Origin of the sequence: Pseudomonas sp. B3G-3 (genome assembly GCF_028640915.1) — a bacterium.
GTDB lineage: Bacteria > Pseudomonadota > Gammaproteobacteria > Pseudomonadales > Pseudomonadaceae > Aquipseudomonas > Aquipseudomonas chlororaphis_I.
Map to the genome: position 1 here is coordinate 249,674 of NZ_JAQZAB010000065.1, position 24,207 is coordinate 273,880.

22 protein-coding genes are annotated in these 24,207 nt (G+C 62.5%); 15 read left to right on the forward strand and 7 right to left on the reverse strand.

Annotation, left to right across the window (positions count from 1 at the left end; all coding sequences use genetic code 11):
• The first annotated feature begins 80 nt into the window (after positions 1-80).
• From PVZ80_RS06130 to PVZ80_RS06150, 5 genes are all read left to right on the forward strand, one after another.
• The gene (locus PVZ80_RS06130; protein WP_009050223.1) at positions 81-917 is read left to right on the forward strand and encodes a hypothetical protein; all 837 of its coding nucleotides are present in this window, start codon (positions 81-83) and stop codon (positions 915-917) included.
• A 105-nt stretch (positions 918-1,022) separates the two neighbouring features.
• Positions 1,023-2,312: a M18 family aminopeptidase gene (locus PVZ80_RS06135; RefSeq protein ID WP_007928670.1), complete on the forward strand. Its 1,290-nt coding sequence runs from the start codon at positions 1,023-1,025 to the stop codon at positions 2,310-2,312.
• A 202-nt stretch (positions 2,313-2,514) separates the two neighbouring features.
• The gene (locus tag PVZ80_RS06140) at positions 2,515-2,691 is read left to right on the forward strand and encodes a hypothetical protein (RefSeq protein WP_007927853.1); all 177 of its coding nucleotides are present in this window, start codon (positions 2,515-2,517) and stop codon (positions 2,689-2,691) included.
• 79 nt (positions 2,692-2,770) lie between these two features.
• Positions 2,771-4,927: a mechanosensitive ion channel family protein gene (locus PVZ80_RS06145; RefSeq protein WP_029527109.1), complete on the forward strand. Its 2,157-nt coding sequence runs from the start codon at positions 2,771-2,773 to the stop codon at positions 4,925-4,927.
• Between the two features lie 107 nt (positions 4,928-5,034).
• The gene (locus PVZ80_RS06150; protein ID WP_124314212.1) at positions 5,035-6,381 is read left to right on the forward strand and encodes an amidohydrolase; all 1,347 of its coding nucleotides are present in this window, start codon (positions 5,035-5,037) and stop codon (positions 6,379-6,381) included.
• Between the two features lie 58 nt (positions 6,382-6,439).
• Here the strand turns inward: PVZ80_RS06150 and phnR are convergent, their stop codons facing one another.
• Entirely contained in the window at positions 6,440-7,153 is a 714-nt protein-coding gene (gene phnR / locus PVZ80_RS06155) for a phosphonate utilization transcriptional regulator PhnR (RefSeq protein WP_273863530.1), read from the reverse strand.
• A 352-nt stretch (positions 7,154-7,505) separates the two neighbouring features.
• Between phnR and PVZ80_RS06160 the strand changes: the two genes are divergently transcribed.
• From PVZ80_RS06160 to PVZ80_RS06185, 6 genes are all read left to right on the forward strand, one after another.
• A complete protein-coding gene (locus PVZ80_RS06160) occupies positions 7,506-8,573 on the forward strand; it encodes an ABC transporter substrate-binding protein (protein ID WP_180922271.1) in 1,068 nt (355 codons plus the stop codon).
• A gap of 126 nt (positions 8,574-8,699) precedes the next feature.
• Positions 8,700-9,506: an alkaline phosphatase family protein gene (locus PVZ80_RS06165; RefSeq protein ID WP_016704398.1), complete on the forward strand. Its 807-nt coding sequence runs from the start codon at positions 8,700-8,702 to the stop codon at positions 9,504-9,506.
• On the forward strand, positions 9,485-10,348 hold the full coding sequence (locus PVZ80_RS06170) for an ABC transporter permease (protein ID WP_164485203.1): 864 nt from the start codon (positions 9,485-9,487) through the stop codon (positions 10,346-10,348). The genes PVZ80_RS06165 and PVZ80_RS06170 overlap by 22 nt, the downstream gene beginning before the upstream one ends.
• Positions 10,335-11,135, forward strand: a complete 801-nt coding sequence (locus tag PVZ80_RS06175) for an ABC transporter permease (RefSeq protein ID WP_009050230.1) — start codon at positions 10,335-10,337, stop codon at positions 11,133-11,135. The genes PVZ80_RS06170 and PVZ80_RS06175 overlap by 14 nt, the downstream gene beginning before the upstream one ends.
• Positions 11,132-12,121, forward strand: coding sequence for an ABC transporter ATP-binding protein (locus PVZ80_RS06180; protein WP_016704401.1), 990 nt, complete (start codon positions 11,132-11,134; stop codon positions 12,119-12,121). Before PVZ80_RS06175 ends, PVZ80_RS06180 begins: the two co-directional genes overlap by 4 nt.
• A gap of 120 nt (positions 12,122-12,241) precedes the next feature.
• Positions 12,242-12,895: an HAD family hydrolase gene (locus PVZ80_RS06185; protein ID WP_009045076.1), complete on the forward strand. Its 654-nt coding sequence runs from the start codon at positions 12,242-12,244 to the stop codon at positions 12,893-12,895.
• Positions 12,896-13,007: 112 nt separating this feature from the next.
• On the opposite strand, the gene PVZ80_RS06190 is transcribed toward PVZ80_RS06185, so the two are convergent.
• Positions 13,008-13,970, reverse strand: a complete 963-nt coding sequence (locus tag PVZ80_RS06190) for a zinc-binding dehydrogenase (RefSeq protein ID WP_009050232.1) — start codon at positions 13,968-13,970, stop codon at positions 13,008-13,010.
• A gap of 138 nt (positions 13,971-14,108) precedes the next feature.
• Here PVZ80_RS06190 and PVZ80_RS06195 point away from each other — a divergent pair, with 138 nt between their 5' ends.
• Together PVZ80_RS06195 and PVZ80_RS06200 are read left to right on the forward strand one after the other, a co-directional pair.
• Positions 14,109-16,193 (forward strand): carboxy terminal-processing peptidase, encoded by a 2,085-nt coding sequence (locus tag PVZ80_RS06195; RefSeq protein WP_164485204.1) that lies wholly within the window; start codon positions 14,109-14,111, stop codon positions 16,191-16,193.
• A 133-nt stretch (positions 16,194-16,326) separates the two neighbouring features.
• A complete protein-coding gene (locus PVZ80_RS06200; RefSeq protein WP_009050234.1) occupies positions 16,327-18,153 on the forward strand; it encodes a bifunctional diguanylate cyclase/phosphodiesterase in 1,827 nt (608 codons plus the stop codon).
• Here PVZ80_RS06200 and PVZ80_RS06205 read toward each other — a convergent pair.
• The 5 genes from PVZ80_RS06205 to PVZ80_RS06225 all read right to left on the reverse strand — a co-directional run bounded on the left by PVZ80_RS06205 (position 18,089) and on the right by PVZ80_RS06225 (position 20,796).
• Entirely contained in the window at positions 18,089-18,520 is a 432-nt protein-coding gene (locus tag PVZ80_RS06205) for a sel1 repeat family protein (protein WP_016704403.1), read from the reverse strand. The two genes, PVZ80_RS06200 and PVZ80_RS06205, sit on opposite strands and share 65 nt — an antisense overlap.
• On the reverse strand, positions 18,521-18,892 hold the full coding sequence (locus tag PVZ80_RS06210; protein WP_003179080.1) for a hypothetical protein: 372 nt from the start codon (positions 18,890-18,892) through the stop codon (positions 18,521-18,523). It lies immediately after the preceding gene.
• Complete coding sequence (locus PVZ80_RS06215) at positions 18,889-19,230, reverse strand: helix-turn-helix domain-containing protein (RefSeq protein ID WP_028683112.1); 342 nt, start codon at positions 19,228-19,230, stop codon at positions 18,889-18,891. Before PVZ80_RS06215 ends, PVZ80_RS06210 begins: the two co-directional genes overlap by 4 nt.
• A gap of 107 nt (positions 19,231-19,337) precedes the next feature.
• Positions 19,338-19,793 (reverse strand): YkvA family protein, encoded by a 456-nt coding sequence (locus tag PVZ80_RS06220; protein WP_007927824.1) that lies wholly within the window; start codon positions 19,791-19,793, stop codon positions 19,338-19,340.
• Between the two features lie 289 nt (positions 19,794-20,082).
• Entirely contained in the window at positions 20,083-20,796 is a 714-nt protein-coding gene (locus PVZ80_RS06225) for an FKBP-type peptidyl-prolyl cis-trans isomerase (RefSeq protein ID WP_198919237.1), read from the reverse strand.
• A gap of 258 nt (positions 20,797-21,054) precedes the next feature.
• Here PVZ80_RS06225 and PVZ80_RS06230 point away from each other — a divergent pair, with 258 nt between their 5' ends.
• Together PVZ80_RS06230 and PVZ80_RS06235 are read left to right on the forward strand one after the other, a co-directional pair.
• Positions 21,055-22,863 carry a di-heme-cytochrome C peroxidase gene (locus tag PVZ80_RS06230; protein ID WP_273863531.1) on the forward strand — a complete coding sequence of 603 codons (1,809 nt, stop codon included), beginning with the start codon at positions 21,055-21,057 and terminating at the stop codon, positions 22,861-22,863.
• 28 nt (positions 22,864-22,891) lie between these two features.
• Positions 22,892-24,028, forward strand: coding sequence for a catalase family protein (locus PVZ80_RS06235; protein ID WP_101283159.1), 1,137 nt, complete (start codon positions 22,892-22,894; stop codon positions 24,026-24,028).
• The last annotated feature ends 179 nt before the right edge of the window (positions 24,029-24,207 follow it).

Genomic DNA, 24,207 nt, shown 5'->3' on the forward strand with positions numbered 1-24,207 from the left:
ATTAATCTGAATAATTTGTTATGAATTTGTGAAAAAAACATTAAAATAGTGGCTATTTGACATTAAGGCAGGAAGCCCCCGTGCTCAGCAGTCAGCCATTTCAACGCGATTACCCTTTCACCTTCTGCTTTCTGAATACCACCCTGCACCTTCGCGAAAAACCTTCGGCAAACGCCTGCACAGCCCTCGAACAACTTATCCGCCAACGTCACGCACACAAACAGACCCGCGCCAGCGCGCCTTTGGCGAACGGCGAGACACCGCTGTTCGCCAAGGTGCAGCCTCTGGATACACTCAAGGCGAAAGTTCGCGTCACCCTGGGCAAGCCCCAGCGCAACGGCCGCTTCGACTGGCCGCTGGAAGAGCTGATCAACACCGTCGAAGCCCAGCGACGCGGCGTACAGATGTCCGACCTTGAAGGATTCGGCTATACCCGGGATCGCCTGGGACTGGTACAGGAATACTTCATCCTTACCCGCCTGCTGGACGATTACGTCGACGGCGTACAGTGGTTGCGCAACAACCCGGACAAGATCGAGCCCTTTATCCGCGATGCATTCGGCCTGCTGCACTCCCTCGCGCAAAAGAACATCACCCACATGGACTTCTGGGCCGGCAACATCATGATCAGCCCCCAGGCTCCACTCAAGGCCATCGACTTCGAGAACTGCTTCGCGACCATCACGCCCCATCCCAGCGAAACCCTGGGTTTTCAGTTGGGGTTCTTCTACCGTCGCGAAGTCTACAAACTGATCACCGAAGCGCAGTACGACGCGCTGGTGGAGGAATACCTCGATCAACTGCCGGGCATTTGCGCAGAGAAATTCAACCAGGTTTACCAGGCCAGCAAGCATGAATATGTGGGCCGCAAGCAACGCCGCGAAGTGTTCCTCAAAGGCAACCTGATCACCGGCTGAGCCGTTCTCCCTGCCGCGATGAATGTTGTCTCCCTCAACGGCATTGCGCCTGCAACGCCGCGAGCCGATACGGTAAACTCGCGCCACTGCTGTCTGGAGTTACTTATGCGCGAAGAGTTGAACCAGGGCCTGATCGACTTCCTCAAGGCCTCCCCTACCCCTTTCCATGCAACCGCCAGCCTCGTTCAACGCCTGGAGGCCGCGGGCTACCAGCGTCTCGACGAGCGCGAGCCGTGGACCACCGAAGCCAACGGTCGCTACTACGTCACCCGCAATGACTCCTCCATCGTGGCCGTCAAGCTGGGTCGGCATTCGCCCCTGCAAGGCGGGATCCGCATGGTCGGCGCGCACACCGACAGCCCGTGCCTGCGGGTCAAGCCGCAACCGGAGCTGCAACGCCAGGGCTTCTGGCAACTGGGCGTGGAAGTCTACGGCGGCGCCTTGCTGGCGCCCTGGTTCGACCGCGACCTGTCGCTGGCCGGCCGCGTCACCTTCCGTCGCGACGGCAAGGTCGAAAGCCAGCTGATCGACTTCAAGGCGCCCATCGCGATCATCCCCAACCTGGCCATTCACCTCAATCGCGAAGCCAACCAGGGCTGGGCCATCAATGCCCAGACCGAGTTGCCGCCGATCCTCGCGCAATTCGCCGGCGACGAGCGGGTCGACTTCCGCGCGGTGCTGACCGACCAGTTGGCCCGCGAACACGGCCTGAACGCCGATGTGGTGCTCGATTACGAGCTGAGCTTCTACGACACCCAAAGCGCCGCGGTGATCGGCCTGCACGGCGACTTCATCGCCGGCGCGCGCCTGGACAACCTGCTGTCCTGCTACGCCGGCCTGCAAGCCTTGCTCAACGCCGACACCGAGGAAACCTGCGTGCTGGTCTGCAACGACCACGAAGAAGTCGGCTCCTGCTCGGCCTGCGGTGCCGACGGCCCGATGCTCGAGCAGACCCTGCGCCGCCTGCTGCCCGAAGGCGACGAATTCGTGCGTACCATCCAGAAGTCGCTGCTGGTCTCGGCCGACAATGCCCACGGTGTGCACCCCAACTACGCCGACAAGCACGATGCCAACCACGGCCCGAAACTCAATGCCGGCCCGGTGATCAAGGTCAACAGCAACCAGCGCTACGCCACCAACAGCGAAACCGCCGGTTTCTTCCGCCATCTGTGCATGGCCGAGGAAGTGCCGGTGCAAAGCTTCGTGGTGCGCAGCGACATGGGCTGCGGCTCGACCATCGGCCCGATCACCGCCAGCCACCTGGGCGTGCGCACCGTGGATATCGGCCTGCCGACCTTCGCCATGCACTCGATCCGCGAACTGTGTGGCAGCCACGACCTGGCGCATCTGGTGAAGGTACTGAGCGCGTTCTACGCCAGCCGCGACCTGCCGTAAGCTCTCTTCTGTAGGAGCGAAGCTTGCTCGCGATGAACGATGACGCGGTCGTCCAGTACCTCCGCGTCGCCGCCATCGCGAGCAAGCTTCGCTCCTACAAGACGCGAAAATCCAGGCATCGAGGCATTTCTGATGCACATCAACCCGAACTCCGCCAAAGCCACCTAGACTGGTGAGTATCCCCTCCGACAAGGCTGTCGCCATGATCTCGATGTCTTCGTTCCACGCCATGCTCATTCCCATTCTCTCGGGGATGATCCTGCTGGCCATCGGCTACAACTTCCGCGACAAGAATGCCGGCATCTTCAGCATGTGGGCCGGTATGCTGCTGATCCTTGGCACCGTGATCTACAAGATCCTCGCCAAACTCGCCGAATAAAATGCGCCGTCCAGGCTCGCATTGGTATTAGCTGCCTCGTACACTCGGTCGATCCGCTTTTTCTGAGGTTGACCGCCCAGTGTTCGCTCGTCTTTCCGCTCTGCCCTACTGCCTGTTTCTCTGTCTCCTGACACTATTGCCGCTGTCATCGGCCCAGGCGGTGGGTCTGCCGGGCCTGCTCAACAGCGGTAAAACCCAGCCACAAGCCGAGCAGCCCCTGGGACAGTCGCTGGACGAAGTCATCAAATCCCTGGAAAACGACCAGCAACGCAGCCAGTTGCTGACCGACCTGAAAAAGCTCCGCGACGCCACGAAAAAAGCCCAGACGCCCGCCGAAGAAGGCGTGCTCGGCCTGATCGGCGGCACCCTGTCCAGCTTCGAAAAACAGTTCTCCGGCGCCGACAGCCCGATCACCCGCTGGTCGAACGAATTCGATCAAGCCCAGGATGAACTGGCGGCCCTGATGCTGCCGGCCAGCGAATGGCTGCCGATCATCTTCGCCTTCGCCCTGATCCTGATGGTCTGGAGCCTGCTGGCGGCGGCGCTGATCTGGCTCAGCCACCGCCTGCGGGAGCGTTTCGGCCTCACCGAAGAACTGCCGCAGCACCCCAAGACCTGGGACCTGCTGCGCTTCGCCCTGCGCAAACTGGGGCCCTGGCTGATCGCGCTGATCATGACCGTGTACATGACCTACAAACTGCCGTCGTCCCTGGGCAAGGACCTGGCCATGGTCCTGGCTTACGCGCTGGTGGTCGGCACCTGTTTCTCGGCGATCTGCGTGATCGCCTTTTCCGTGCTGGACGGTCCGAACCGTCACCGCGCGCTGTACATTCTGCGCCGCCAGGCGTTCCGCCCATTGTGGCTGATCGGCAGTTTCGCCGCCTTCGGCGAGGCCTTGAGCGACCCACGATTGATCGCCAGCCTGGGCAGCCACCTGGCGCACACCGCGGCCACCTTCGCCAATGTCATGGCGGCCTTGTCCACCGGCGTGTTCATCCTGCGTTTCCGGCGGCCGATCGCGCACCTGATCCGCAACCAGCCGCTGTCCCGGCGCCTGACCCGCCGCGCCCTGAGCGACACCATCGAGATCATCGGCACCTTCTGGTACCTGCCAGCGCTGGTGCTGGTGGCCATCTCCCTGTTCGCCACCTTCATTTCCGCCGGCGACACCAGCACTGCCCTGCGCCAGTCGCTGATCTGCACCGTGCTGCTGGTGCTATGCATGGTGATCAACGGCCTGGTGCGCCGCCATTCCCTCAAGCCCCAGCGCGGGCACAAGCGCCACGCCCTGTACTCCGAGCGCCTGAAAGGCTTCTTCTACACCCTCGCCCACCTGATGGTATGGCTGGTATTCATCGAACTCGGCCTGCGGGTCTGGGGCATGTCGCTGATCCGCTTCACCGAAGGCGACGGCCACGAAATCAGCGTCAAGCTGTTCAGCCTCGGCGGCACCTTGCTGTTCGCCTGGCTGATCTGGATCCTCAGCGATACCGCGGTGCACCACGCCCTGACCCGTTCGCGCAAAGGCCTGGCCAATGCCCGGGCGCAGACCATGATGCCGCTGATCCGCAACGTGCTGTTCGTGGCGATCTTCATCATCGCCCTGATCGTCGCCCTGGCGAACATGGGCATGAACGTCACGCCGCTGCTGGCCGGTGCCGGTGTGATCGGCCTGGCCATCGGTTTTGGCGCCCAGTCGCTGGTGGCCGACCTGATCACCGGCCTGTTCATCATCATCGAGGACTCCCTGGCCATCGACGACTACGTGGACGTCGGCGGCCACCTGGGTACCGTCGAAGGCCTGACCATCCGCACCGTGCGCCTGCGGGACATCGACGGCATCGTGCACACCATCCCGTTCAGCGAAATCAAGAGCATCAAGAACTACTCCCGGGAGTTCGGCTACGCGATCTTCCGGGTGGCCATTCCGTACAACATGGACATAGACGAGGCCATCAAGCTGATGCGCGATGTCGGCCAGAAGATGCGCACCGACCCGCTGCAACGGCGCAATATCTGGTCGCCGCTGGAGTTCCAGGGGGTGGAAAGCTTCGAGTCCGGCAACGCGATTCTGCGCGCCCGCTTCAAGACCGCGCCGATCAAGCAATGGGAGGTGTCACGGGCCTTCAACCTGTCCCTCAAGCGCCACCTCGACGAAGCCGGAATGGACCTGGCCACGCCACGCATGAGCGTGCAAGTGATCACCGCCGGCGGCGGGCCCCAGCAAGAGGAGTAAGGCGTCCGGCCGCGCACTGGCAAGGGCGCGGCCGCACTCTCCACGGTTGGGGCGGTCACAGGTTTTGCCACCTGAGCAGCACAACAATAATCATGGAGAGAGTCCCTATGCAGTTATCCGCTATCGCCCAAGCCTGCCTGATCGGCGTCCTGGCCTTGTCCAGCCAGGCCGCCAACGCCGTCGACGACAGCGCCATGGAACAGGCACGCCAGCACATCGCCGAACAGGCCAAGGCCCTGGAGCCGGCGCTGCTGGAAACCCGTCGCGATATCCACGCCCATCCGGAACTCGGCAACACCGAACAGCGCACCGCCGAACTGGTGGCCACGCAATTGCGCGCCCTGGGCCTGGAGGTCAAGACCGGCGTCGCCCGTACCGGCGTGGTGGCGGTGCTCAAGGGCGCCCTGCCCGGCCCGACCGTGGCCCTGCGCGCCGATATGGACGCGCTACCGGTCAAGGAAGTCGCGGACCTGCCGTTCGCCTCCAAGGCCAAGGGGCGCTACCTGGACAAGGAAGTGGACGTCATGCACGCCTGCGGCCACGACGCCCACACCGCCATCCTGCTGAGCACGGCGAAAATCCTCAGCGACATGCGCGAGCGCCTGCCCGGCACCGTGGTGTTCTATTTCCAGCCCGCCGAAGAAGGCCCGAGCGATTTCGTCCCCGACGGCAAGAACACCTGGGGCGCGAAGATGATGGTGCAGGAAGGCGTCATGAAATCGCCCAAGCCGGACGCGGTGTTCGGCCTGCATGTCTGGGCCGGGATTCCGGCCGGGCGCATCGCCTATCGCCCGGGCCCGACCCTGGCCAGCTCCGACGACCTGCGTATCAGGATCCTCGGCAAGCAGACCCACGCCGGCCGCCCCTGGGACGGCATCGACCCGATCACGGTCGGCGCCCAGACCGTCGTCGGGTTGCAAACCGTGGTCAGCCGGCGCACCGATATCTCGTCGTTCCCATCGGTGGTCAGCATCGGCACCATCAACGGCGGCACGCGCTACAACATCATCCCCGAGTCGCTGGACATGACCGGCACCATCCGCTCCTACGACTATGGCATCCGCCAGAAGCTGCACAGCGATGTGCGCCAGACCGTGGAAAAGATCGCCGAAAGCGGTGGCGCCAAGGCCGAGGTGAGCATCATCGAGAAGTACGACCCGACCATCAACGACCCGGCCCTGACCGAGAAAATGCTGCCGAGCCTGCGCTGGGCGGCCAAGGACGATGTGGTGCAGGGCCCGTTGGTGGGAGGCGCGGAAGACTTTTCCTTCTATGCCAAGGAGGCGCCGGGGCTGTTCGTGTTCCTCGGCGTGACGCCACGGGACCAGGACATGGCCAAGGCCGCGCCGAACCACAACCCGGGGTTCTTTGTCGATGAATCGGCGCTGCTGGTGGGCGTGCGTACCCTGGCGTCATTGACCACCGATTATCTGTTCGCCGGGGCCAAACCCTAAGGATTGAAACGCTCCTGGCGTCATCGCGAGCAAGCCCGCTCCTGCAACGGGAGCGGGCTCAGACCACATCGACGCCGACATGGATCGCATCGTGGCGCCAGAACTCCAGGTCGCAGTCGATCAGCCGTTGGTGCTGGTCGTAATTGACCCGGGCGATCCGCAGCCCGGGACTGCCCGCCGACACCTTCAGCGCCGCCGCGGCTTCCACCGGCAAGGAAGTCGGCACGATCTCGAAACGCACCCGACCGTAATGCAGGTCGTAGTGCCGCGCGTACAGCTCGGTGATCGACTGGTTCAGGTCGAATTCGAGGATGCCCGGAAAGTACTGCGGATTGAGGTAGTGCTCCACATACAGCACCAGGCGCTCGTCGATGCGCCGTACCCGACGGATCTGGATCACGCTGGACAGCGCCGGCAGCTGCAGCCAGGCACAGACCGCCGATGAAGCCGGTTGCAGGCGAGCCGAGATCATCTCGGTCGACGGCACCCGTCCCTGGGCACTGACCATCGCGTGAAAGTGGCTGCGCTGCATCAGGTTGTAGGCCAGGCGCGGTGGCGAGACGAACCAGCCGCGTCGCTCCTCGCGATAGATCTGGCCCTGGGCCTCCAGCTGCAACAAGGCTTCGCGCACGGTAATCCGGGTAGTACCGAACAACTCGCTGAGCTTGCGCTCGGCCGGCAGCTTGCTACCGGGCGCCAACAACCCGTGATCGATCTGTTCCTGCAGGACCTGCCCAATGGCTGTCACCGCCTTGACTGCCTCTTCGCGCATCAACGTTACCTATCTGGACTAGACCAGCACTGTTTCAGGGCAAAACGTGCCAGGAAAAAAGGCACTCAGCCTTCACCGAGAGCCTAGGCAATGCATATGACTGACAGATGACAAAGCCGCCCAACGGCTGTGCCAGACGCCTGCAATTGGCTGGCCAAGTCCTTTCATATCAGCCGTTTAGCCTTGGTCTACGCTTATCTCGCAGCCCCGCACCTGCCGCCCGCGAATGCCTTGCAGGACTGATGCCGACATTAAAGTGTCATCCAGCCGGCTTAAATTGGCTCAGGTATTGCTGACCTAGACCAACAACGTTAGACAAACACAGCGTTGAACACGCCCAAAGGAGCTTCGGATGAAACAGCTTTTCCTGGCATCACTGTTAGGCTCGACCATCGCCCTGTGCACCGCCGCCATGGCCGCTGATACCGACTTGAAGACCCTGGAAGCCGCGGCGAAAGCCGAAGGCGCCGTCAACAGCGTCGGCATGCCCGACGACTGGGCCAACTGGAAAGGGACCTGGGAAGACCTGGCCAAGAACTACGGCCTCAAGCACATCGACACCGACATGAGTTCGGCCCAGGAGATCGCCAAGTTCGCCGCCGAGAAAGACAACGCCAGCGCCGACATCGGCGACGTCGGCGCGGCCTTCGGCCCGATCGCGGTCAAGCAGGGCGTGGTCCAGCCTTACAAGCCAAGCACCTGGGACCAGGTCCCGGACTGGGCCAAGGACAAGGACGGCAACTGGGCGCTGGCCTATACCGGCACCATCGCCTTCATCATCAACAAGAAGCTGCTGCACGGTTCCGAAGCGCCGAAAAGCTGGGCCGACCTGGAGAAAGGCAAATACAAGGTCTCCATCGGCGACGTAAGCACCGCCGCCCAGGCCGCCAACGGCGTGCTGGCCGCGGCCATCGCCAAGGGCGGCGATGAAAAGAACATCCAGCCCGCCCTGCTGATGTTCGCCGAGATCGCCAAGCAAGGGCGCCTGTCGCTGGCCAACCCGACCATCGCCACCATGGAAAAGGGTGAAGTGGAAGTCGGCGTGGTCTGGGACTTCAACGGCCTGAGCTACCGCAACAAGATGGTCAACAAGGACGACTACATCGTGCTGATCCCGTCGGACGGCTCGGTGATATCCGGCTACACCACTATCATCAACAAATACGCCAAGCACCCGAACGCAGCCAAGCTGACCCGTGAATACATCTTCAGCGATGCCGGGCAGATCAACCTGGCACGCGGCAATGCGCGTCCGATCCGCGCCGAGCACCTGACCCTGCCCGCCGAAGTCCAGGCCAACCTGCTGCCCAACGAGCAGTACAAGAAAGTCACGCCGATCAAGGACGCCGATGCCTGGGAGAAGACCTCCAAGGCCCTGCCACAGAAATGGCAGGAAGAAGTGATCATCAACATGCAGTAATGCTGCATCTGTAGGAGCGAGCTTGCTCGCGATCCAGGCACTGCGGTCTGCCCTGGAACCGCAGAGACGCCATCGCGAGCAAGCTCGCTCCTACAGGCACCTGGTTGTCTTGCGGAGTCCTCCCCCATGCCACACAACGTCATCCTTGTCGTGCTCGACGGCCTCAACCACGAGGTCGCCCGCCATGCCATGGGACACCTTCAGGCCTACGTCGGCGCAGGACGCGCCGCGCTGTACAAGCTGGAATGTGAACTGCCGGCCCTGTCCCGACCGCTCTACGAATGCATCCTGACCGGGGTGCCGCCGCTGGACAGCGGTATCGTACACAACAACGTCTCGCGCCTGTCCAACCAGCGCAGCATTTTCCACTATGCCAGCGCCGCCGGGCTCAGCACCGCCGCCGCGGCCTATCACTGGGTCAGCGAGCTGTACAACCGCTCACCGTTCGAGCCAGCCCGGGACCGGCATACCGACAACAAGAAGCTGCCGATCCAGCACGGGCATTTCTACTGGAACGACCACTATCCCGATTCCCATCTGTTCGCCGATGCCGAGCACCTGCGGCTGCGCCATGCGCCGAACTTTCTGCTGGTGCACCCGATGAACATCGACGATGCCGGGCACAAGCATGGCCTCGACAGCCCGCAATACCGCAACAGCGCACGCTCGGCCGACATCCTCCTCGCCGACTACCTGCAAGGCTGGCTCGACGCCGGCTACCAGGTGCTGGTGACGGCCGACCACGGCATGAACAACGACCGTTCCCACAACGGCCTGTTACCCGAAGAGCGGGAAGTGCCGCTGTTCGTCCTCGGCGATGCGTTCAGCTTCAGCCCCGTCGCCACCCCGGATCAGACCGAGCTGTGCGGCACCATCTGCGAATTGCTCGGCGCGCCCCACGACAAACCTGTATGCCGGGAGTTGCTGAAGTGAATGCATTCACCCGCGGCAAATGGCTGGCGATCCTGTGCCTCTTGCCCTTTGCCCTGTTCTTCATCGTGTTCCAGATCGCCCCGCTGCTCTGGGTGCTGGTCAACAGCCTGCAATCGGAAGAGTTCGGCTGGGGCCTGGCCAACTTCAACAAGATCTTCAGTTCCAGGTTCTATCTGCAAGCCATCCAATACAGCCTGGAAATCAGCTTCTGGTCGAGCCTGTTCGGTATCGTCATCGCGATTCTCGGCAGCTACTCGCTGCGCCGGGTCGACTCGAAGCTGCGCAACTTCGTCAACGCCTTCGCCAACATGACCAGCAACTTCGCCGGCGTGCCCCTGGCGTTCGCCTTCATCATCCTGCTGGGCTTCAACGGCAGCATCACCATCATGCTCAAGCAGGCGGGGATCATTCAGGACTTCAACCTGTACTCCAAGACCGGCCTGATCATCCTTTACACCTACTTCCAGATCCCCCTCGGCGTGCTGCTGCTCTACCCGGCCTTCGACGCCCTGCGCGAAGACTGGCGCGAGTCCGCGGCCTTACTCGGCGCCAGCGGCTGGCAGTTCTGGCGCCACATCGGCCTGCCGGTGCTGACCCCGGCGCTGCTGGGGACCTTCGTCATCCTGCTGGCCAATGCCCTGGGCGCCTATGCCACGGTCTATGCGCTGACCACCGGCAACTTCAACGTGCTGCCGATCCGCATCGCCGCCATGGTTTCCGGCGACATCTCCCTGGACCCGAACATGGCCAGTGCCCTGGCCGTGGTCCTGGTGGCGCTGATGACCCTGGTGACCATCGTCCATCAGCTGCTGTTGAAGAGGAGCTACCATGTCTCGCGCTGAACCCGGCTCCGCCGCCCTCTATCACCGGCTCGTGGTGTACCTGCTGTTCGCCATCCTCCTGCTGCCGCTGGCCGGGACCCTGGTCTACTCCATCGCCAGCAGTTGGTCGGCGACCATCCTGCCCAGCGGCTTTACCTTCAAGTGGTACATCCAGCTGTGGAGCGACCCGCGCTTCCTGCACGCTTTCGGCCAGTCGCTGCTGGTCTGCGTCGGCGCCCTGATCCTGTCGGTGGTGCTGATCCTGCCACTGCTGTTCGTGGTGCACTACCACTTCCCACGGCTCGATGCGCTGATGAACATCCTGATCCTGCTGCCGTTCGCGGTGCCGCCGGTGGTGTCCTCGGTGGGCCTGCTGCAACTCTACGGTTCAGGGCCGTTCGCCATGGTTGGCACGCCGTGGATTCTCGTCGGCTGCTACTTCACCGTGGCCCTGCCCTTCATGTACCGGGCGATCACCAACAACCTGCAGGCGATCAACCTGCGCGACCTGATGGACGCTGCCCAGCTGCTGGGCGCCAGCACCTGGCAGGCGGCTTTCCTGGTGGTGCTGCCGAACCTGCGCAAGGGCCTGATGGTGGCCCTGTTGCTGTCGTTCTCGTTCCTGTTCGGCGAATTCGTGTTCGCCAACATCCTGGTGGGCACCCGCTATGAAACCCTACAGGTCTACCTGAACAACATGCGCAACAGCAGCGGCCACTTCACCAGCGCGCTGGTGATTTCCTACTTCTTCTTTGTGCTGGTTCTGACCTGGGCCGCCAACATCTTGAACAAGGACAAAAGCCAATGAGCTTCGTCAGCGTCCAACATCTGCAGAAAAATTACAGTGGCACCCCGGTGTTCAGCGACATCAACTGCGAAATCCACAAGGGCGAATTCGTCACCCTGCTCGGCCCCTCCGGCTGCGGCAAGTCCACCCTGCTGCGCTGCATCGCCGGCCTGACCCCAGTGGACGCCGGCAAGATCCTCCTCGACGGCCACGACATCGTGCCCCTGAGCCCGCAGAAACGCGGGATCGGCATGGTGTTCCAGAGCTATGCGCTGTTCCCCAACATGACCGTGGAACAGAACGTGGCTTTCGGCCTGCGCATGCAGAAGGTCAACGCCGACGAGAGCCACAAGCGCGTGCTCGAAGTCCTGCGCCTGGTGGAGCTGCACGACTTCGCCAGCCGTTATCCCCATCAACTGTCCGGGGGCCAGTGCCAGCGCGTAGCCCTGGCCCGCTCGCTGGTGACCCGCCCGCGCCTGTTGCTGCTGGACGAGCCGCTGTCGGCGCTGGACGCACGGATCCGCAAGCACCTGCGCGAGCAGATCCGGCAGATCCAGCGCGAACTGGGGCTGACCACGATTTTCGTCACCCACGACCAGGAAGAAGCCCTGACCATGTCCGACCGCATCTTCCTGATGAACCAGGGCAAGATCGTCCAGAGCGGTGACGCCGAGACGCTCTACACCGCCCCGGTGGATGTGTTCGCTGCGGGCTTCATCGGCAACTACAACCTGCTGGACGCCGAAAGCGCCAGCAAGCTGTTGCAGCGGCCGATCAACGGGCGTATCGCGATACGCCCCGAAGCCATCGAACTGCGCAAGGACGGCGAACCCGACGCGCAGATCCGCAGCCACAGCCTGCTGGGCAACGTGATCCGCTACCGGGTCGAGGCCCGTGGCGTGGAGCTGGTGGTGGATGTATTGAACCGCTCGCCGGACGATCTGCACCCCGACGGTCAACGCCTGGCCCTTTCCATCGATCCCGCGGCCCTCTGTGAGGTAGCTTGACGGCAGCGATAAGCTTCAAGCAGCGAGCTTCAAGTTATAGATAGACTGCTAAGCACCTAAAACCAATTCTTGCAGCTTGAAGCTTATAGCTTGAAGCTGTTCTCGGAGAGAACTGCACTAATGGCCCTGGCAATTTTTGATCTGGACGAGACCCTGATCCACGGCGACTGCGCCACCCTCTGGAGCGAACAGATGGGGCGCCTGGGCTGGGTCGACAGCGAGTCTTTCATGCGCCGCAACAATGAACTGATGGACGCCTACAGCCACGGCAAGCTGGCCATGGAGGAGTTCATGGCCTTCAGCCTGGAGCCGATGGCCGGCCGCACCCCGGAAGAGGTCGGGCACCTGGTCGGCCCCTGGGTCGAGGACGTGATCGAGCCGATCATTTTCAGCGACGCCTGCAAGGCCATCGCCGCACACCGCAAGGCCGGCGACCGGATCCTGGTGATCTCGGCCTCGGGCACTCATCTGGTCCAGCCCATCGCCGAACGCCTGGGCATCGATGAAGTCCTGGGGATCGAGCTGGAGGTGCTGCACGGGGTCTACAGCGGTAATACCCTGGGCACCCTGACCTACCGCGAAGGCAAGGTCACCCGCCTGCTGGAATGGCTGGATGCCGAAGAAGAAAACCTCGAGGGCGCGAGCTTCTATTCCGATTCGCGCAACGATTTGCCGTTGCTGCTGAAGGTCGATTACCCGCACGTGGTCAACCCGGACCCGGTGCTGCGCGAACACGCGGAAAAGGCCGGCTGGCCGATTCACCAGTGGAAATAAGCGCCACTGTAAGCCGCTGCCGCAGGCTGCGATAAGCCCGAAGGGCTTCAGCGATCTTCAGATCTTGCGCCCACGTTGTGGGCGATCGCAGCCTGCGGCAGCGGCTACAGGATCAGACCAACGTTTCGTCGATCAGCAGCACCAGCTTGCCCGACACCTGGTTGGTCGCCAGCTCGGCAAAGGCCGCCTCGGCGTCCTTGATCGGGAAGGTCATGGCCAGTTGCGGGCTCAAACGTCCTTCGGCGAACAGCGGCCACACATGCTGGCTGAGGTCGCTGAACAGATCGGCCTTGAACTGTTCGTTGCGGCTGCGCAGGGTCGAGCCCAGCAACTGGATGCGCTTGCCGAGGATCTGCGCCAGGTCCAGTTGGGCCTCGCGCCCGCCCATCAGCCCGATCAGCACCCAGCGCCCGTCCAGGGCCAGCAGCTTGACGTTGTGCGCCGCATAGTTGGCGCCGACCGGATCCAGGATCACATCGAACGGCCCGAAATCCCGCAGCCCTTCCAGGCCATCGGTGCGCACCACGCCGCCCTGGGCGCCCAGTGCCTCACAGTAGGCCAGGCGATCGGCGGAACCGACGCTGACCCAGCACGGGTTGCCGAATGCCTTGCACAACTGGATCGCGGCCGAACCGACGCCGCTGGCGCCAGCGTGCAGCAACACCTTTTCCCCCGGTTTGAGGGCCGCCAGCTGGAACAGGTTCAGCCAGGCGGTGCTGTACACCTCCGGCAGCGCCGCCGCCTCCGCCAGGGACAGTCCTTCCGGCACCGGCAGGACATGACGGGCGTCGACCACCACTTCCTCGGCCATGCCGCCCCCGGCCAGCAGCGCGCAGACCCGATCGCCGACCTGCCACGCCGAACCCGGCCCGACCTCGCTGATCACGCCCGAGCACTCCAGGCCCAGCACCTTGCTGGCGCCCGGTGGCGGCGGATAGAGCCCGGCCCGTTGCAACAGGTCGGCCCGGTTCAACCCTGCGGCCGCCACGCGGATTCGCACTTGTCCTACGTCGCACGTCGGACTTGGCTCTTCAACCCACTCCACATGACCTTCAACGCCTTGCAATGCTTTCACAGTGCCTCCATAGTGAGTCTGGACTGAGCCCGGAGCTGTAGCACCGGGCTTTTTGCATTATGCGACCGGCCCTTGTGGAACCGGCGACTTCAAAGACGGCCTAATATGCGTTATCAATTGCCCCCGCGTCGAATCAGCATGAAGCATTTGTTCCCCAGCACCGCCCTCGCTCTTTTCATTGGTCTCGGTCTGCTGCCGATGTCGACCAATACGTTCGCAGCCAATAGCTGGGACAAACTTCAGCCGGATCGCGACGAGGTAATTGCCAGCCTCAATGTCGTCGAGCTGCTCAAGCGTCATCACTACAGCAAGCCACCGCTGGACGACGCGCGCTCGGCGATCATCTATGACAGCTACCTGAAGCTGCTGGACCCGTCGCGCAGCTACTTCATGGCCAGTGACATCGCGGAATTCGACAAGTGGAAAACCCAGTTCGACGACTTCCTGAAAAGCGGTGACCTGAACGCCGGCTTCATCATCTACAAGCGCTACCTGGACCGCGTCAAGGCGCGTCTGGACTTCGCCCTGGCCGAGCTGGGCAAAGGCGTCGACAAATTCGACTTCACTACCAAGGAATCCTTGCTGATCGATCGCAAGGACGCGCCTTGGCTCAAGACCACCGCGGAACTCGACGACCTGTGGCGCAAGCGCGTCAAGGACGAAGTCCTGCGCATGAAGATCGCTGGCAAGGAACCCAAGCAGATTCAGGAAACGCTGACCAAGCGCTACAAGAATCAGCTCGCCCGCCTGGACCAGACCCGCGCCGAAGATATCTTCCAGGCGTACATCAACACCTTCGCCATGTCCTACGACCCGCACACCAACTATCTGTCGCCGGATAACGCGGAGAACTTCGACATCAACATGAGCCTGTCGCTGGAAGGCATCGGCGCCGTATTGCAGAGCGACAACGACCAGGTCAAGGTCGTGCGCCTGGTGCCGGCCGGCCCGGCGGACAAGACCAAGCAGGTGGCTCCGGCGGACAAGATCATCGGCGTGGCCCAGGGCGACAAGGAAATGGTCGACGTGGTCGGCTGGCGCCTGGACGAAGTGGTCAAGCTGATCCGCGGTCCGAAAGGCTCGGTGGTGCGCCTGGAAATCATCCCGGCGAGCAACGCGCCGAACGACCAGACCAGCAAGATCGTCTCCATCACCCGCGAAGCGGTGAAGCTGGAGGAGCAGGCGGCGAAGAAGTCGATCCTCAACCTCAAGCAGGATGGCAAGGACTACAAGCTCGGGGTCATCGAGATCCCGGCCTTCTACCTGGACTTCAAGGCCTTCCGTGCCGGCGATCCGGACTACAAGAGCACCACCCGTGACGTGAAGAAGCTGCTGACCGAGTTGCAGAAAGACAAGGTCGACGGCGTGGTCATCGACCTGCGCAACAACGGCGGCGGCTCCCTGCAGGAAGCCACCGAGCTGACCAGCCTGTTCATCGACAAGGGCCCTACCGTGCTGGTGCGTAACGCCGACGGCCGGGTCGACGTGCTCGAAGACGAAAACCCTGGTGCCTTCTACAAAGGGCCGATGGCGCTGCTGGTCAACCGTCTCTCGGCTTCGGCCTCGGAGATTTTCGCCGGTGCGATGCAGGACTATCACCGTGCGCTGATCATCGGTGGCCAGACCTTCGGCAAAGGCACCGTGCAGACCATCCAGCCGCTCAACCATGGCGAGCTGAAACTGACCCTGGCCAAGTTCTACCGGGTTTCCGGGCAGAGCACCCAGCATCAGGGCGTGCTGCCGGACATCGATTACCCGTCGATCATCGACACCAAGGAAATCGGCGAAAGCGCCCTGCCCGAAGCCATGCCGTGGGACACCATTCGCCCGGCCATCAAGCCGGCGGTGGATCCGTTCAAGCCATTCCTCGCGCAGCTGAAATCCGAGCATGACGTACGCTCGGCCAAGGACGCCGAATTCGTCTTCATCCGCGACAAGCTGGCCCTGGCCAAGAAGCTGATGGCGGAAAAAACTGTCAGCCTCAACGAAGCCGAGCGTCGGGCGCAGCATGCCGACATCGAGGCCAAGCAGCTGACGCTGGAAAACATCCGCCGCAAGGCCAAGGGTGAAGAGCCGCTCAAGGAGTTGAAGAAAGAAGACGAAGACGCCATCGCGGCCGCCGATCCGGACAAGACCAAGCCGGAAGACGATGCTTACCTGAGCGAAACCGGGCGAATCCTCCTCGATTACCTGAAGCTCAACACCGCGGTAGCCAAGCACTGAGATGATGGCAATTTAATGCTGACGCTCCTCGGAGCGTCATCAAACAGTCATCATTCTGTCGTGAAATAAAGGACCGGGCGCTGCTCTTGAATCAAGGGCACGCCCGGTCCTTTTTTTATCGACAGAGATCGCCATGACCACGACCGAACAGCTGAGTGCCTTGAGCTCAATCCTGGCTCAAAGCGGTTTGCACAGTCTGTTCCAGCCGATCATCTGTCTCTCCGAGCGGCGCATTCTCGGCTACGAAGCCTTGACCCGCGGCCCGTCCAACAGCCCGCTGCACTCCCCTGTCGCCCTGTTTGCCGTGGCCCGCCAGGTCGGACGCCTCAGCGAGTTGGAAATCGCCTGCCGCCAGAGCGCCTGCAAGGGCTTCAGCGAGCAGCGGTTGCCCGGCAAGCTGTTTCTCAACGTCTCTCCGGAATCGCTGCTGGAAGCCGCCCACCAGCCAGGGCGCACCCTGCAATTGCTGCAGGACTTCGGTATCCCGCCGAGCCAGGTGGTGATCGAACTCACCGAACAGACGCCGATCGATGACTTCCAGCTGCTGCACGATGCGCTGCATCACTATCGGGACATGGGGTTCTCGATCGCGCTGGACGACCTCGGCGCCGGTTATTCGAGCCTGCGCCTGTGGTCCGAGCTGCGCCCGGACTACGTGAAGATCGACCGGCACTTTATCGACGGCATTCACCAGGATGCCCTCAAGCGCGAGTTCGTCGGTTCGATCCTGCAAATTGCCAAGGCCTCCCGCGCCCAGGTGATCGCCGAGGGCATCGAAGTGGCGGAAGAGCTGGCGGTGCTCACGGAAATGGGCGTGGACCTGCTGCAGGGTTACCTGCTCTGCCGTCCCCAGGAGCACCCGCCCCGCGATGGCCGCAACCTGCTGCCCAAGCGCGAAAGCACTCCCGCGACGCTCAACGACGAAGGCAGCGACCTCAGTGCCCTGCTCAACGAACAACCAGCGGTAGCACGCGACATACCGACCGCCACGGTGCTGGAAGCCTTCCGCCGCCAGGCCAACCTCAATTCGCTGGCGGTGCTCGATGAACAGGGCCAGCCCTGCGGCATCGTGCACCGCCATTCGTTGTCCGACGCCCTGCTCAAGCCCTTCGCCACCGACCTGTTTGCCCGCAAGCCCATCAGCCGCCTGATGAACGACGACTTCCTCGCGGTGGAGCTCAGCCAGTCGCTGCAACAGGTCAGCCGCCTGATCACCAGCCGCGCGCGGCAACGGATCGAGGAGGATTTCATCATCACCCTCAACGGCGGCTACCTGGGCCTGGGACGGGTGATCGATGTGCTCAAGCTGATAACCGAACTGAAGATCCAGCAGGCGCGTTATGCCAACCCGTTGACCCTGCTGCCTGGCAACGTGCCGATCCAGCAGTGCCTGACCCACCTGCTGCAACAAGGGCGGGAATCACTGATCTGTTACGTGGATATCGACAGCTTCAAGCCCTTCAACGATATCTATGGCTACGGCCGTGGCGATGAAGTGCTGCTGTGTCTGGCGCAGTGCCTGAATGACCGGGTGGACCCCAGCCGCGATTTCGTCGGCCATATCGGCGGCGACGACTTTCTCTTGGTATTGGGCCCCGAGGACTGGCAAAAGCGCCTGAACCAGCTGCTGGACGATTTCCACAGCCAGTGCCGGCGCTTCTATCGCAGCGAACACCTGGAAGCCGGCTGCTTCATCGCCCCGAACCGCCAGGGCATTCGCCAGGAGTTCGCCTTGCTGTCACTGTCCATTGGCGTGGTGCATCTGTATCCACAGGCCTGTGGACAACTCGATGCCAGCCAGCTGGCCGAACTGGCCTCGCAAGCCAAGCACCACGCCAAGAACGTGCCGGGCTACAGCATTCATGTGATCGACAGCCGCCAGGTGGCCGGCGGCTTTACGGCTGGCGCGGACCGGCTAGCGGATCCGGCGTACTCGACGGATTCAGCTGCGCCAGCTTGACCTCGGCCAAGGGGTGCCCGGCCTTCGCCGCCAGGGTCCACCAACGGGCGGCTTCCACCGCATCCGCCGCCTTGCTGGATGAACCGGCCAGGCTGATGACGCCCATCTGATAGGCCGCCTTGGCGTCCCCGGCCAAGCCGGCAAGACGCAACAGGCGTATGCCCTCTTCACGGGCCCCCAGGCCCTGGCCACGAAAGGTCAGGATATGGCCATAAAAGCTCTGCGCGCCGACGTCCCCCAGGTTCGCCATGCGCGCCAGTTGCCCCTCCAGCCAGTGCCAGCCCCGGGGTTGCCGCACAAACCAGGGCCAATGAAACAACCGGCGGGCCAGCCAGTAGCCGGCCCGCGCCTTGAGGCGCCAGTACACTCAGGCCTCCGCCGACTCAGGGTATTCGTACTCGAATACACGAACCACTTCCGAGGCATGCCATGAGGCGGCCGCCACCCCGTCGGAAGGCCCGGAAAAACGCCCGAGGCGCTCCACACACTCGAAAAAACCGGTGCGCGGCAAACGGCTCGCCCCCTGGCTGATCACCAGCGAACTGCGCAACGGCTGCTCCGCACGCGCATCCAGCGCGGCCAGATGCTCGAGGGCCGCTGTCAGGGTCTGCATGGCGGGGCTGGGTAGCTGCAAGCGCTCAAGCAGAGCGCGATAGGTCAAAAGATGGCGTTGCCGACGGGCCTGGTCGAGTTCCCCCAACAGGCCATCCCAATGTTGACGACTGATCCTTACGCTCACGATTCATCCCTCCAACCCGGAACCGTCAATTCCCAGGCCAGGCTACGGCGTATAGCGGCGTCCGGTTGACGCTCACCGCTTTCAATCATGGCCAGATATGACGGACTGATACCTACCGTACGGGCAAGCGCCTCGATGGCGATGCCCTTGGTTTCACGCAAACTGCGGAGTTGATCCAGACCCGGAAGTGGCTGGTCGGCTGCGGTCGCGACAGGTCCCCTGGCCTCTCGCGGAGATTGATCGGTGATACCTGCGGCCTTTAGCAAAGCCTGATACTGAGCCCATGGCAGCACCGCATACTCGGGCTCGCCATCGCGTGCAATTATCTGAATATCCATTACTACCCCGTAGGACGACACATAACGAGTCGGACTTTTCCTTATGAAGTGTAATCCTAACAGTCACTAAGGTCGCGGGGGCATCGTTGTATGGATCCGAATTCACCTCAGTTTTTCTTCGGACCTTCCAATTGCAGTTGTTCCGGGGTGTCGGGCAAACGCTCCACCACCGCCAGCTTCTCCGGTTGCTGGCGATTGCGCCAGGCGCGGAAGGCGCTGAGTTCGCCGTCCAGGGTTTTCATGATCCAGGCCAGCACAGCGATATCATCGAGCATGCCGAACATGGGCAGGAAGTCCGGGATGGCATCCAGCGGACTGAGGAAGTACATCAGGCCCGCGACCACCGACAGCAGCGCCTTGGGGCTGATGGCGCGGTACTCGCCACGCCAGTAAGCCAGGCACAGGGCCTGCAGCAGGCGCAGATCGTCCTTGAGCTTGCCGAGACGGCCGCCTTGCAAGGCGCCTTTGCTGGCCACGGCGAACAACAGGGTCGGCAGCCGGCCACGGCTGAGCAAGCGGCCGGCCAGGGGCAGGAAGCGGGCGAAATTCCAGGGTGCTTTCATCGTCACTCCCACTGAAATGTTATCCACACAAATTGTGGATAACCTTGTGAACAGAGCCGCTTTTCACAGCTGAAAGCCCCGTTTTACAAGGGCTCGGCTCAGATCGGGCGTTTTTTACTCACATAAAAAAACCCATAATTTCATTGACTTGGCAGCTTCATGCGGCTAGCCGCAGCGCGTCTTGTTAAGACTATGCCTTATGCCGTGGGTTCGCATTTTTTCCCGGACCAACGACCAGATACGACAACGCCCCGTAAGGACGGGGCGTTGTCATTGAACCAGACGAAGATTACTTGGCGTCGTCTTGTTTCGCTGGATCCTTGATACCCAGCAGTTCCAGCTCGAACACCAGCACTGAGTTGGCCGGAATGGCCGGGCTCGGGCTCTGTGCGCCGTAGGCCAGATCGCTCGGGATGTACAGTTTGTACTTCTCGCCGACGTGCATCAGTTGCAGGCCTTCGACCCAGCCCGGAATCACGCCGCTGACCGGCAGATCGATCGGGCTGCCGCGCTCGACCGAGCTGTCGAACACAGTGCCGTTGGTCAGGGTGCCGGTGTAGTGAACAGTCACCACGTCGGTCGGCTTAGGCTGGGCGCCATCGGCCTTCTTCAGCACTTCGTACTGCAGGCCCGAGGCGGTAGTGGTCACGCCAACCTTCTTGCCGTTTTCTTCGAGGAATTTCTTGCCGGCTGCTGCCGACTCTTCGCTGATCTTGGCCATGCGCTCTTCAGCACGCTTTTGCAGCGCGGCGAAGGCTTCGACCAGTTCGTCGTCTTTCAGCTTCTGTTCTTTCTTGCCGATGGCATCTTCGATGCCCTGGGCTACCGCTTTGGAATCCAGGTCATCCATACCTTCCTGGGCAAGGCTTTTACCCATGTTCAGGCCGATACCATAGGAAGCTTTCTGCGCCGGGGTTTTCAGCTCCACGCTGGTCTGCGAGTCACAACCCGCGAGTACCAGGCTAACCAGGGCTACCGCCGCCGCTAACCGATGCTGTTTCATGCTATTTCCTTGTTCATGCGCCTAAAGGGCATTCGAGTAAAGCCGCGAGCTTATCAGGCGGCCACGACCAATGGCTACCGGCATGAGAGCCGGATTAGTCCGATAAGTTCACGTGTTTAAAAGCATTTCGCCAGCCAATACTACGAGTGCGGGAAAGAACGCCTCGAACACAAAGTCATGACACCGGACGTAATGGCCACTTGCCCGGCAGTTTGCCCTGAGGCATAAGAGAGCCACAACTCGACAAGGATGTTTATCTTGCGGCTCTTATCCCGTGTTTTGCTGCTGATCCTCGCCCTGATCGGCGTCGCCCTGGCCGTGGTCCTGTATTACGTGGCCAATCCGAAATTACCCGACTATGTGCCCGCCCGGCAGGTGCATTATCAGGATCAATGGAGCGCCGCCGACCGCCAGACCTATTACTTCACGCCCCAGGGCACTCAGGTGAAAGGCTTGCGCTATGAGTGGTTCGCCGCCCTGGAACTGCCCTTCTCCACGCAACGCTTCGCCGCCCCGCATTACCTGGCCCGCTTCGGCTTCCTGGTGGATCCGGCGCAGCAGGCCAGCGCCGATAACCCGGCGAACATGCCGGTCGGCTTCACCCGTCATCAGAACCCAGGCAGCCCGCAACAGTACCTGGACATCACCTGCGCCGCCTGCCACACCGGCGAGCTGCGCTACAACCAGCAGGCCCTGCGGATCGACGGCGGGTCGGCGCAGCATGTACTGCCCTCCAGCGTGCCGACCTTGCGCGGCGGCAGCTTCGGCCAGGCGCTGGTCGCCAGCCTGGCGTCGACCTATTACAACCCGTGGAAATTCGAACGGTTCGCCCGCAACGTGCTGGGCCAGAATTACGACGCCGAGCATGAACAGCTGCGCAAGGACTTCAAGGCATCGCTGGACACCTTCCTGCGCGTCGCCTGGAACGACACGCATCGTGGCCTCTACCCCACCGAAGAAGGCCCCGGGCGTACCGATGCCTTTGGCCGGATCGCCAACGCCAGCTTCGGCGACGCCATCTCCCCGGACAACTATCGGGTGGCCAACGCGCCGGTGGATTACCCCCAGCTGTGGGACATCTGGAGCTTCGACTGGGTGCAGTGGAACGGCTCGGCCCAGCAACCCATGGCCCGCAATATCGGCGAGGCGCTGGGCGTCGGCGCCACCCTGAATTTCTTCGATGCCCAGGGCCAGCCGCTCAAGGGCGATGCCCGCTACCCGTCGAGCGTTCGGGTGCGCGACCTCAATCGCATCGAAGAAACCCTGCAACGGCTGAAACCGCCGACCTGGCCGGAAGGCCTGTTCGGCAGCATCGACAAGCCGCTGGCGGCCAAGGGGCGAGCACTGTTCGCGGAAAACTGCGCGGGTTGCCATGTCCCGCCGGTCACCGAGGTCAACGGGCGCCCGGTGCAGCAGCTGAAGATGTTGCCGGTTGCGGTGATCGGTACCGACCCCAATACCGCCAACAATATTGCCGACCAGCGCTATGACCTGAGCGCGCTGCAATGGGATGCCGCCGAGCTGGCCCAGTCGAATGTCGAGCTGCACCCAACGCCCGGCGAACCGCTGGACATGCGTCAGCTGTCCGTGGCCAAGGGCCTGGCCTATGTCACGGCCTTCGTCGAGGAACGCGCCTATCGGGACGCCCAGGTGACCCCGGCCGAACGCCCGCGACTCGACGGCTACGGCCTGCCGATCGGTGTCCGCGAACTGCGTGCCTACAAGGCCCGGCCGCTGGCTGGGGTATGGGCCACCCCGCCCTTCCTGCACAACGGTTCGGTGCCCAGCCTGTACCAGTTGCTCTCGCCTCAGGCCGAACGCGCCAGCACCTTCTATAAGGGCACCTTCGAATACGATCCAAAGCACCTGGGCTACCGTACCGAACCGTTCAAGAACGGTTTCCTGTTCGATACGCGGATCAGCGGCAACCACAACAGCGGCCATGAGTTCCGCTCGGGCAAGCGTGGCGACGGGGTGATCGGCCGCCTGCTGCAACCCGAGGAACGCTGGGCGCTGCTGGAATACCTGAAAGTGCTGGGCGGGCCGCTGGAGGCGCAGCTGCCATGACCCTGGCCCTCATCAAAAGGACGCTTTCATGCTGATCACCTTATGGCTGCGCATCGGTGCGCTGCTGCTCAAGACACTTGTGCTGCTGGGGCTGATCGCGCTGCTCGGCTGGGCGCTGAGCAGCGCCTGGTCGATCTGGCGCTACCAGGGGCCGGTCTCGACCGAAGAACAGGTCCCGCCCGGCGAAGCCGCCATGACCCAGGACATCATCCAGACCGCCGTGCGCATCGTCGATCAGCACCGGGATAACACCCGTTACCTGCGCGACGCCCACGCCAAGGCCCACGGCTGCGTAAAGGCCGAGGTCCAGGTGCTCGAGCAACTGACGCCGCCGTTGCGCCAGGGCGTGTTCGCCGAACCCGGCAAGACCTGGCAAGCCATGGTACGGCTGTCCAACGGCAATGCTTATCCACAGTTCGACAGCATTCGTGATGCGCGCGGGATGGCGATCAAATTGTTGAATGTGCCCGGCACCCAGCTATTGAAGGAGCAACAGGGCCGTGGCGAGCAGGATTTCGTGATGTTCAACCATCCGAACTTCTTCGTCAGCGATGTCGCCGAGTATCGGCAGAATGTCGCCGCGCAGGCGGACGGAAAAAAGGTCGGGGCCTTTTTCCCCGGCTGGGACCCACGCACCTGGCAGGTTCGTCATCTGTTCATCGCCTTGGCCACCCTGTCGCCGCCCCCGGCCAGCCCGACGCAAACCCGCTATTTTTCGGTTTCGCCCTACAAGTTCGGCAGTGCCAACGCCAAGTTCCGCGTCGCACCGGATCCGGACAGCTGCCCGGCGTACAACCTGCCCCCACAGAACCAGGCCCTGCCCAACTTTCTGCGCAACGCCCTGAACCAGCAGCTGTCGACCGACCGGGTGCCGGCCTGCTTCGTATTGCAGGTGCAACGCCAGGACCCGAGCCACTACATGCCCATCGAAGACACCAGCATCGAATGGCGAGAAAGCGATGCGCCCTTCGAAACCGTGGCACGGATCAGGATTCCCGCCCAGGACTTCGATACCCCGCAGCAGAACCTGCAATGCGACAACCTGTCCTTCAACCCCTGGTTCGGCCTGGAGGCGCACCGCCCTATCGGCGGCATCAACCGCCTGCGCAAGGCGGTGTACGAAGCGGTCAGCGACTACCGGCACAGCCGCAACGCCGAGCAGTGAGCCACAAACGAAAAAAGCGGCCCGCAGGCCGCTTTTTTGGGGAGTATTTGCATACCCCAGACAGCAAAAAGCCCGCGTTAGCGGGCTTTCTGTAATGAGCTGGCGTTCAGTGTTCCAACTCATCGAATATGGCGCAGCGGACGGGACTCGAACCCGCGACCCCCGGCGTGACAGGCCGG